Origin of the sequence: Pinisolibacter sp. (genome assembly GCF_036782435.1) — a bacterium.
GTDB lineage: Bacteria > Pseudomonadota > Alphaproteobacteria > Rhizobiales > Ancalomicrobiaceae > CALBKH01.
This window is the reverse complement of the sequence record NZ_DAIPZB010000089.1, coordinates 1-7,677: the sequence shown is the minus strand read 5'-3', so window position 1 is coordinate 7,677 and position 7,677 is coordinate 1. Positions and strand designations below refer to the sequence as shown.

The window sequence follows — 7,677 nt, the reverse complement described above, 5'->3', positions numbered from 1 at the left end:
ATCACAGCCACAGTCACTTCCTGACCGGCGACGGCATCGGCGAACGGCCGACCCTGCGCGAGATCCTGCGGGAAGCCTTCGACCTGCGCTCCGTCGTGACGGTCAGAGATCCGGTCGACAGCTACCTGTCGATGGTCGCCTACGGCTGGCAGCATCACTTTTCGCCGTCCACCTTCGACGAATATTGTCGCCGCTATCTGATCTTTCTCGATCGTTACCAAGGTGTCGACATCATTCGTTACGAAGATTTCGTCGACGACCCCGCACGCGCGATGCGCCACATCTGCACCACTCTGGATCTGACGTATTCCGATGAATTCATCGATCTGTTCGATGCACTGAGGTTGTCCGGCGACAGTGGACGCAGCGGGAGTATCATAGAGAAGAGAGTTCGCAGGATCGATGCCGTAGACATTTCGGAGATGACGAAGGATTCAAATCATTACCGAGATCTCGCACGGCTGCTCCGATACGAGATTGTCTGATCGAGATGGAATTTCGAATGACCACGAATATAAATTTGATCAATCGAGCCATCTCCGCCGCCAAGAGCGGCGATCGTGATGTCGCGGAGCGGCTTCTCGAGGAGATCGAACGGCGAATGGACGCCGACCCGCAGGCGCCGGGGAACGCATCGGTGCGCAAGGTCGTCGAGTTCGTCCGACGAACCTACGACGTCCACCGACCGGTCCAGCCCTCAGAGGTGTCGGCGGCGCCGGCACCCTCCGGCGCAGACGTCTCCGCCGACGGTGGCGTGTCGGTTGTCACCTGTTGCATGAATCGCACGGAAAATCTCCTGAAGGCCCTACCCACCTGGCTGGCTCTGCCGGAGATCGGCGAAGTCGTCATCGTCGACTAGGTCCTGTTGACGAATGCGCGCATCCATAGACGGACGGCGGTGATGAGGACGAAGCCGAGGTAGCTGTCGGCGGTCTTGTCGTAGCGGGTGGCGAGACGGCGCCAGTTCTTCAACCTGTTGAAGCAACGTTCGATCCGGTTCCGGAGGGCGTAGACGTAGTCGTCTACGGGCAACTGAACCTTGCGGCTTCGCCGCATCGGGATGATCGGCGTGACGCCGCGCGCCGCCATCGCCGTGCGAATGGCATCGGCATCGTAGCCGCGATCGGCGAGCAGAACCTTCGGTTCCGGCCCGTCGGCATCGAGGAGAGGCAGGGCGCCGGTGTAGTCCGAGGCTTGGCCGGGTGCGATGTCGACGGCTACGGGGAGGCCGACTCCATTGGTGCGGAGATGAATCTTGGTCGAAAACCCACCTCGCGAGCGCCCGAGACCCTGTCTCGGAGTCCCCCCCTTGCGCCGGCGGCGCAGTGGTGCGCCCGGATGACGGTGCTGTCGATCATCTGGACCGTCTCGCCGACACCCTCGGTTTCGTTCAACACCTCGAGCAGCAGATCCCAGAGACCGGAGAGCGTCCAGCGGCGAAATTGGCGGTAGACCGACGACCACTTGCCGAAGAACTCGGGCAGATCACGCCATTGGGCGCCGGTGCGAGCGATCCAGAAGACGCCGTCGAGGACCCGACGATGATCCTGAGGCCGCCGGCCGCTGTGCGGGCCTCGCCTCGTCACGAACGGTTCGAAGAACGCCCATTCCGCATCGCTCATCAGGTCTCGAATCAACGTCGCCTCCCTCCGAAAGCGACCTTGAATCACTCCTCGGCCCGAAGGGGAATCCTATTCGTCAACAGAACCTAGTGGATGGCGCGGACGGTGAGCTCTAATCCATAGGTGGGCGCTGGAGTGCTGCCACCACCGGTGCTGTCGACCGATCCTTTCATCACGGAGGCCCGACAACCGGCACCTGTGAAGATTTTGGAGCACGGAAGGGTCATCGGCTGCTCGGCCGTCTGTTCAGCAGCTCTGTTCCCACGGATTGACCAAGGCAGCCCCCGTATCGGCGAAGTCGGCGACGTTGCGTGTCGCCACGATCAGATCGTGGACGATTGCCGTGGCGGCGATCAAACCGTCGATGTCGCCGCGCGGGCGGATCGCGGCAATGCGGCCCCACTCGACGGCGATCTGGTCGGTGATCGGCAGGATGCGAGACGCATGGTCGTGGCGAAGCCGGCGGAGCCATTCTGCGAGGTGGCCGGCGGTCTTCGGGTCGGCCCTCTGCTTCAGGGTGATCCCCCGCATGATTTCACCCAGTGTCAGGGCGCTCAGATAGACCGTGGCGGGATCGACGCTGCGAAGCCATGCCGTCGCTTTGGGAGAGCCTCGTCGCGCCTCGGAGAGCACGTTGGTGTCGACGAGGTACATTTAGAACTCCAGCGAACGGCTCGGCGCCTTGGCGCGTGCGTCGATGGCTTCGGCCAGCTCGCCGTCCCAACCTGGACCCGACAGGAGATCATCGACGAGGGTTCTGCGCCCGGTCAACAGAGCATCGTAATCAGCGACCGAGAGGACGACGGCTGCGCGCTCGCCGCGCACGGTGACGACCTGCGGGCCGTCCGATCGGGCTTGCCGGACGACTTTCGAGAAGTGGTTCTTGGCGTCCTGCAGGGGCCAATTCATGTGCGATCTCCATAGCTGGACAGGCTAGCTAGATTATAGTGCCATTCGAGTTGGATTGCCACATCGTACCCTTGAGGACCGATCTGCTGGCGGTGAGCCGATCGATCCGCGCCGTCTCGCAAATGCGCGGCGGGTCGAATGCTCGCCGCCTAGCGAGGCTTAGCTCACCGGCGCCGCCGCCCACGATCGTGTCGGCGCCGGTGGGTCGCGTCCGAAGGAGGGTCTCGGTGATCGCGACGCGGTCACAGGACGCTCCATGCCCGAAACCGTCCACGGCCCGTCGTCTCGCGCAGGTCGAGCTCCGCCACCAGGTTGAGGGCGGCGCGGGGTGTGACGGCGAGTGCCTCGGCGATCATGCCGGCCGAGACCAGCGGCCGCGAGATCACCAACTCGATCAACTCCGGCAGCCGGGAGGTGGAGCGGCGGCCGGCGAGCTTGCGCAGCAGCAGCGAGCGGGCGGTGAACCAGCGGTCGTGCTGCCTCATCCCCTCCTCAGCGGCGGCGGTGATGGCGTCGAGTTCGGCGATGAGACGCACAGACGCGTCGCGGTGCCGGCGCCGTTCGCGCGGCACCGCCTTGGCGCCCTCGGCGAGGCAGGGCAGATGGGCGCGCGCTTTGCCGCGCTCCCGCAGAAGGGCGGCGGCGAGCAGGCGGCCGAGGCCGGGCGCGCGTTGCAACGGCTCGATCGCCCCCCATGCCGTGTGGGCGATCGCGGCGGCGAGGGTCGGCGGCAGATCGCGGGTTCGATCGACGACCCTGCGCCACTCGGTCAGACGCGCCTCTTCGTCCCAGTCGAGGTCGTAGACGAGCGGATCGCGGTCTCGGCGCGGCGGCGGCGGGCGCGACGCCTCACCGGCGAGGGCGCGGCTCGAGCGGGCGATTGCCGCGTCGGCCGCGGCGAAGGCGTCGGCCAAGGCTTGGTCGCCGGCGGTCGCGTCGAACCCATCGGCATTCATCGTGTCCTCCTCGTCTTCGTCCGCGGATGCGAGGTCGAGGTCATGCCCCGCCTTTCGGGCAAGCCCCTCGTCTCCGGCGTTCCGTCCGCGTAAGGTCGCGAGCCCGGCGTCCGACAGGGCGATCCTGCTGATCGGCTTCGCCTCCGGCGGCCGTCGTCGCTCCGAGCTCGCCGATCTGCGCGTCGAGCGGCTGCGTGACGAAGAGCCGGTACCCGCCGCTCTGAACGACCCGGCCTCCGAGCTTCTGCCGTGCATGACGATCCGGCTCGGGCGCACCAAGACCAGCTCGGCCGACGACGATCGTTTCGCGGTGATCGCCGGCCGGCCGGTTGAAGCGCTGAAGGTCTGGCTCGCGGCGGCACGGATCGACGCCGGGCCGGTGTTCCGCGGCATCGACCGTTGGGGCAACTCGACGGCAAGGCGCTCGCGGCGCAGACGATCAACGCGATCGTCAAGAAGCGGGCAGGGCTCGCTGGGATCGAGACGGGGAAGGTCTCGGCGCACGGGCTGCGGTCCGGGTATCTGACGGAAGCCGCGCGACAGGGGGTATCGCTGCCCGAGGCGATGGCGCAGTCGCAACACCGCTCGGTACAGCAGGCGGCACGGTACTATGACGAGGCCGAGCGGCGGACAGGGAAGGCCGCGCGCCTTTGAGCCAGTGTCTGTCGGACGTCAATGACCGAGCACAATACACTTGAGGCGCCGTGTCGGCTTCCACGCGGTCGATTACTGTACGCAGGCCGATTGCGGTTCTGCGCCATTGCGGCTTCGGACCATTGCATCGAGACAATTCTTCAGATCCGGCCAAGCGAAGAGGACGAAATAGCGCCCGAGCCTCACCAGCCTGTCGACGTCCTCCTGTGAATAGTCGTCTCGGAGCGTCTCGGACGCGAGGAACGTCGAGATCACCTGCTCAACATCGGTACCGATCACTTGGATCAGTCGCCACCGCGAACAGAGTGGCGAGGCGTAGACCTCCGAGCCGGAAATTGCGCATCGATCGTCGCCGCCGATCTCGCCGGTCGATCGAGGTCGATCGGCGAGATAGTTCGCGAGTGCAGTGCCGGAGGCCTTCGCGTCAGAGGCGAGTTCGGCGATCCGTTTCAGTGTTTCCACTGTGAAACGCTCCGGCCGGACGAAGAAAAAGTGCTGGGTGACTCCCGCTGGTGGCCATGCTGCGACGAGGACGCTGTCCGGCATCGGATGAAAGCGGGAGGGGATCGCCAGGAAGATCTTGGCGAGCGACGTCATGTCGACAAGCCTCACCACCCCGGTTTCCAGCCCCGAAAGGTCTATCGCACGACCCGCCTCGGCGATCGGATTCGGTGACGGCTCTGACGCCTCGAGCACCGCGCCACCATCCGAAACGATCACGAGATCCTGTCTCCAGGCGTCGGTCGGGGTGTTGCCGCTCCATCCCGACCACGTGTTGTTCGTGCCGGTGGCGTGTTCGTGGATCCTTTCGAGCAGACCCAATCCGATGTTGTCGCGAACACCGCCGTCGGAGAGTGCGAGACGAATCGATCCGCTCATTGGGACATCCGCGCTATGCAGTCGATAGCGCGCTTCGAGGTGTTTCGCGGGGAAGGCCCCGGGAAACGCACCGGAAATCGCGACGATGTCTGCGAGATCGCCGAGCCCGTCCATCCTCATTGCCTCTGCAGCCTTGAAGAAGCGGGACGTGGTCGGGCCGGCCATCATGTAGCCGTCGGCGGTGGCGCCGACACGGATCCCGCGGACGAGATCGGTCATACCCAGCATGAGGTTCGGACCACGGGACCTCTGTTCGTCGGCCGGAAGCAGAACGCGACGGAGCATCTCCGCTTGGATGTCACGGCGCGTCGGACCGAACCACGGAAATATCCATCGCGGCAGCGTCAGCGCGGAGGTCAGTTCCCGCTTCAGTCGAAACCGCCCCGCAGCCACGGCATCGGCAAACGCCATCGGATTGCCGCCTGTCGCCACGAAGGCGGCAATGATCGACCCGCCGGAGACTGACGACAGGTTCGTCACCGGGACGCCGTGGCGCGCCAGCTCATCGAGTACCCCCACATGAATCAACGCGGCGCGGTATCCGCCTCCCGACAACGCGAGGGAAACTTTGAGTTTCGAATAGTCCGGATCGATCTTGGACGACTGTTGCCCGGACCAACCCTCGTGTGCGAGCGGTTTGCCAGGGAACAGGGAATCGAGCGTGCTGAGAACCGCCCAACAGACGATTACCCAGATTGCCGCGAAACGAGCGACGATATCGAAGGTTCGCCGGATCCGACCTGGTTCCCGTGAGGCGTTGCCCGCCCACCGCCAGCTGAGCACGGCCAGGAGCAACAGGAGAACTGCGACGGTGATGCCGTCGCGGACCGCAGAAAAGCTGCCGGCCCACTTCAGCCATAGGAACAACGCGGTGATTGGCAGCGCCGCGAAGATCAAACGTTTCGCCCATCCCACGGCTTTCACCCCCTGAACAGCTCGGCAACCGTGAGGCTCCCCTCGATCGCCCAGCACACTGCACATCGATGCCGCGTGAAAATCCGATAGACGCCTCTCCTCTATGTTGTAGGATACGCATGTTGCGACCAATTCGAAAACACGGATAACTGAGAATTATGACCGCCGACGATTGTCTCTTCCGCGAAGGTGTACGCTCTTCGATCATGGATGCAATTCGAACAGATAGTAATATTCGTCTGTTGTACATCTATGGTATTTCGGGCGTCGGCAAAACCGCTCTCATCGAAAGTGCTCTTCAGAAGGAAGGCTATGGCCAAAATCGTGAGGCATTTTTCTTCGATCGGCCCGGAAGAAAGTACGATCTTCTGGATACAAATCGAGAGGTGTCGGGAGCTGGTCCCGCATCGACACCTATCTCTCAATTCAAAAACTACCTAAACAATCTGATGTTGGTACGGCGCACTAGACTTTCATTTTTGCGTCGCCTCATTTCCAGAGACATCCACATGGAAGATGCGCATTTGTCATTTCATCGCGCATTCTCATTCGCCATAACATCGGTCAATAAACCACAAAGCACTTCAGCTCCGGTCAAAGATCGTGGTAATTTGATCGACGTCAACATGTCTCATGGCGCCTATCGTCTCAACGGGTCTGTCGAAGTAGACTTCTTCGAAAAGCTTTGGATGGGTCTGCGCGCTTCCGGGTGCCATCACATTCACATTGGGAATATCGAATACGCAAATGAGAAGGAGCGTGAATATATCCTTTTATTGGCACAATTTACGCCGGAAGACTGCTGCCTTGTACTGGAGTTCGGTTCTCTAATTTCAGATGGTCGCGAAGATGATTTCCGGCGTGCGATCACCGCTCGCATCCCCAGTCTCGTAAGAAAAATCATCCAAGTGGAGCCGTTCGATGAACCGACAGCACGAGAATTTCATCGTCAAATGGCTCAGAGACGTAGCCTGCCTGCTTTCAATTACAGACAGAACCACGGAATTCCAATCTGTATATTAAATGATATAAGCATAATTGACTCCCGTTATATGGTTGGTGAGCGCTTTGAAGCCTGGCTACGCGACCCATCCTTGCGCAAAGTACTCTTCTCATTGGCAGCCTTAACCTTAGTCACCGATGACAGATCCACCATCGAACCCGTCTTGGAGGAGCTTACTCCGAAGCCGGATTTGACAATATTTCAAGGTGTTGTTGAAACTTCCGATGGGAATATCCGATTTGCTCATGCGTCGTTCCTGGTATTCCTGGAAGTGAATTATCGCCGCGAAATCCGAGAATACTTACCGCTCGTTATTAATTCTTTATCGAAGCGAGACCGCTTTGCAGCACATGCCCTGCAACTCGAGCAGGGCATTGATATTGGGGACAACAAATTCCGACGAACACTATTTTCCGATATACTTAGATTATATGACAATCTTCGATTTCCGGAAGTTCGTTTTCTCTTCAATGCTGGCGCAATGCGGCGTGTGAATGAGGAAAGCAATGAATGGAAGATTTTGCTCGTTGTTGATACTCTTTCGCGGATACAAGATCTCGATACCAAGTCATTTCGGCCGAGCCGGCTAGCCGACTTACCCTAGCCGATCGCCGACTTGATCACTATCTATGCGGATTACCAATTTGATCGTCGCGAAGCTGCTGTCTCAAGGGCCGCAGCATTACCCCGCCTAATTCATCGTGGGGCGAGAAACCGGCTGGCGTGGCCCGAATATCGT

General features: G+C 61.2%; 8 protein-coding genes and 1 pseudogene. 4 read left to right on the top strand and 5 right to left on the bottom strand.

The window, feature by feature from the left end; translation table 11 throughout:
- On the top strand, nt 1-485 hold a 485-nt coding region (locus tag V7Q42_RS20985; protein WP_333826219.1), incomplete at its 5' end, for a sulfotransferase.
- A gap of 116 nt (nt 486-601) precedes the next feature.
- The gene (locus V7Q42_RS20980) at nt 602-859 is read left to right on the top strand and encodes a hypothetical protein (RefSeq protein ID WP_333826218.1); all 258 of its coding nucleotides are present in this window, start codon (nt 602-604) and stop codon (nt 857-859) included.
- Here the strand turns inward: V7Q42_RS20980 and V7Q42_RS20975 are convergent.
- From V7Q42_RS20975 to V7Q42_RS20960, 4 genes are all read right to left on the bottom strand, one after another.
- Nucleotides 856-1,622 (bottom strand): IS5 family transposase gene (locus V7Q42_RS20975; RefSeq protein WP_333826217.1). Its coding sequence is split into 2 segments (ribosomal slippage): nt 856-1,313 and nt 1,313-1,622, totalling 768 coding nucleotides; the frame shifts between segments, so codons are not numbered across the junction. The genes V7Q42_RS20980 and V7Q42_RS20975 overlap by 4 nt on opposite strands.
- 246 nt (nt 1,623-1,868) lie before the next feature.
- On the bottom strand, nt 1,869-2,276 hold the full coding sequence (locus V7Q42_RS20970; protein WP_333826216.1) for a type II toxin-antitoxin system VapC family toxin: 408 nt from the start codon (nt 2,274-2,276) through the stop codon (nt 1,869-1,871).
- Entirely contained in the window at nt 2,277-2,531 is a 255-nt protein-coding gene (locus tag V7Q42_RS20965; protein WP_333826215.1) for a type II toxin-antitoxin system Phd/YefM family antitoxin, read from the bottom strand.
- Between the two features lie 242 nt (nt 2,532-2,773).
- Nucleotides 2,774-3,604 (bottom strand): RHE_PE00001 family protein, encoded by an 831-nt coding sequence (locus V7Q42_RS20960; RefSeq protein ID WP_333826220.1) that lies wholly within the window; start codon nt 3,602-3,604, stop codon nt 2,774-2,776.
- On the opposite strand from V7Q42_RS20960, the pseudogene V7Q42_RS20955 reads away from it, so the two are divergent.
- A pseudogene (locus V7Q42_RS20955) lies at nt 3,600-4,141 on the top strand (tyrosine-type recombinase/integrase); the annotation flags it as partial. The gene V7Q42_RS20960 and the pseudogene V7Q42_RS20955 overlap by 5 nt on opposite strands.
- Nucleotides 4,142-4,213: 72 nt before the next feature.
- Here the strand turns inward: V7Q42_RS20955 and V7Q42_RS20950 are convergent.
- The gene (locus V7Q42_RS20950) at nt 4,214-5,944 is read right to left on the bottom strand and encodes a patatin-like phospholipase family protein (RefSeq protein WP_333826214.1); all 1,731 of its coding nucleotides are present in this window, start codon (nt 5,942-5,944) and stop codon (nt 4,214-4,216) included.
- 149 nt (nt 5,945-6,093) lie between these two features.
- Here V7Q42_RS20950 and V7Q42_RS20945 point away from each other — a divergent pair, with 149 nt between their 5' ends.
- Nucleotides 6,094-7,542, top strand: coding sequence for a hypothetical protein (locus V7Q42_RS20945; RefSeq protein ID WP_333826213.1), 1,449 nt, complete (start codon nt 6,094-6,096; stop codon nt 7,540-7,542).
- Nucleotides 7,543-7,677 lie beyond the last annotated feature (135 nt).

Bases quoted from the DNA above. Each gene is read 5' to 3' on its own strand.
- V7Q42_RS20965 (WP_333826215.1), bottom strand. From the start codon at position 2,531: ATGAATTGGCCCCTGCAGGACGCCAAGAACCACTTCTCGAAAGTCGTC.
- V7Q42_RS20980 (WP_333826218.1), top strand. From the start codon at position 602: ATGGACGCCGACCCGCAGGCGCCGGGGAACGCATCGGTGCGCAAGGTC.
- V7Q42_RS20945 (WP_333826213.1), top strand. From the start codon at position 6,094: ATGACCGCCGACGATTGTCTCTTCCGCGAAGGTGTACGCTCTTCGATC.
- V7Q42_RS20970 (WP_333826216.1), bottom strand. From the start codon at position 2,276: ATGTACCTCGTCGACACCAACGTGCTCTCCGAGGCGCGACGAGGCTCT.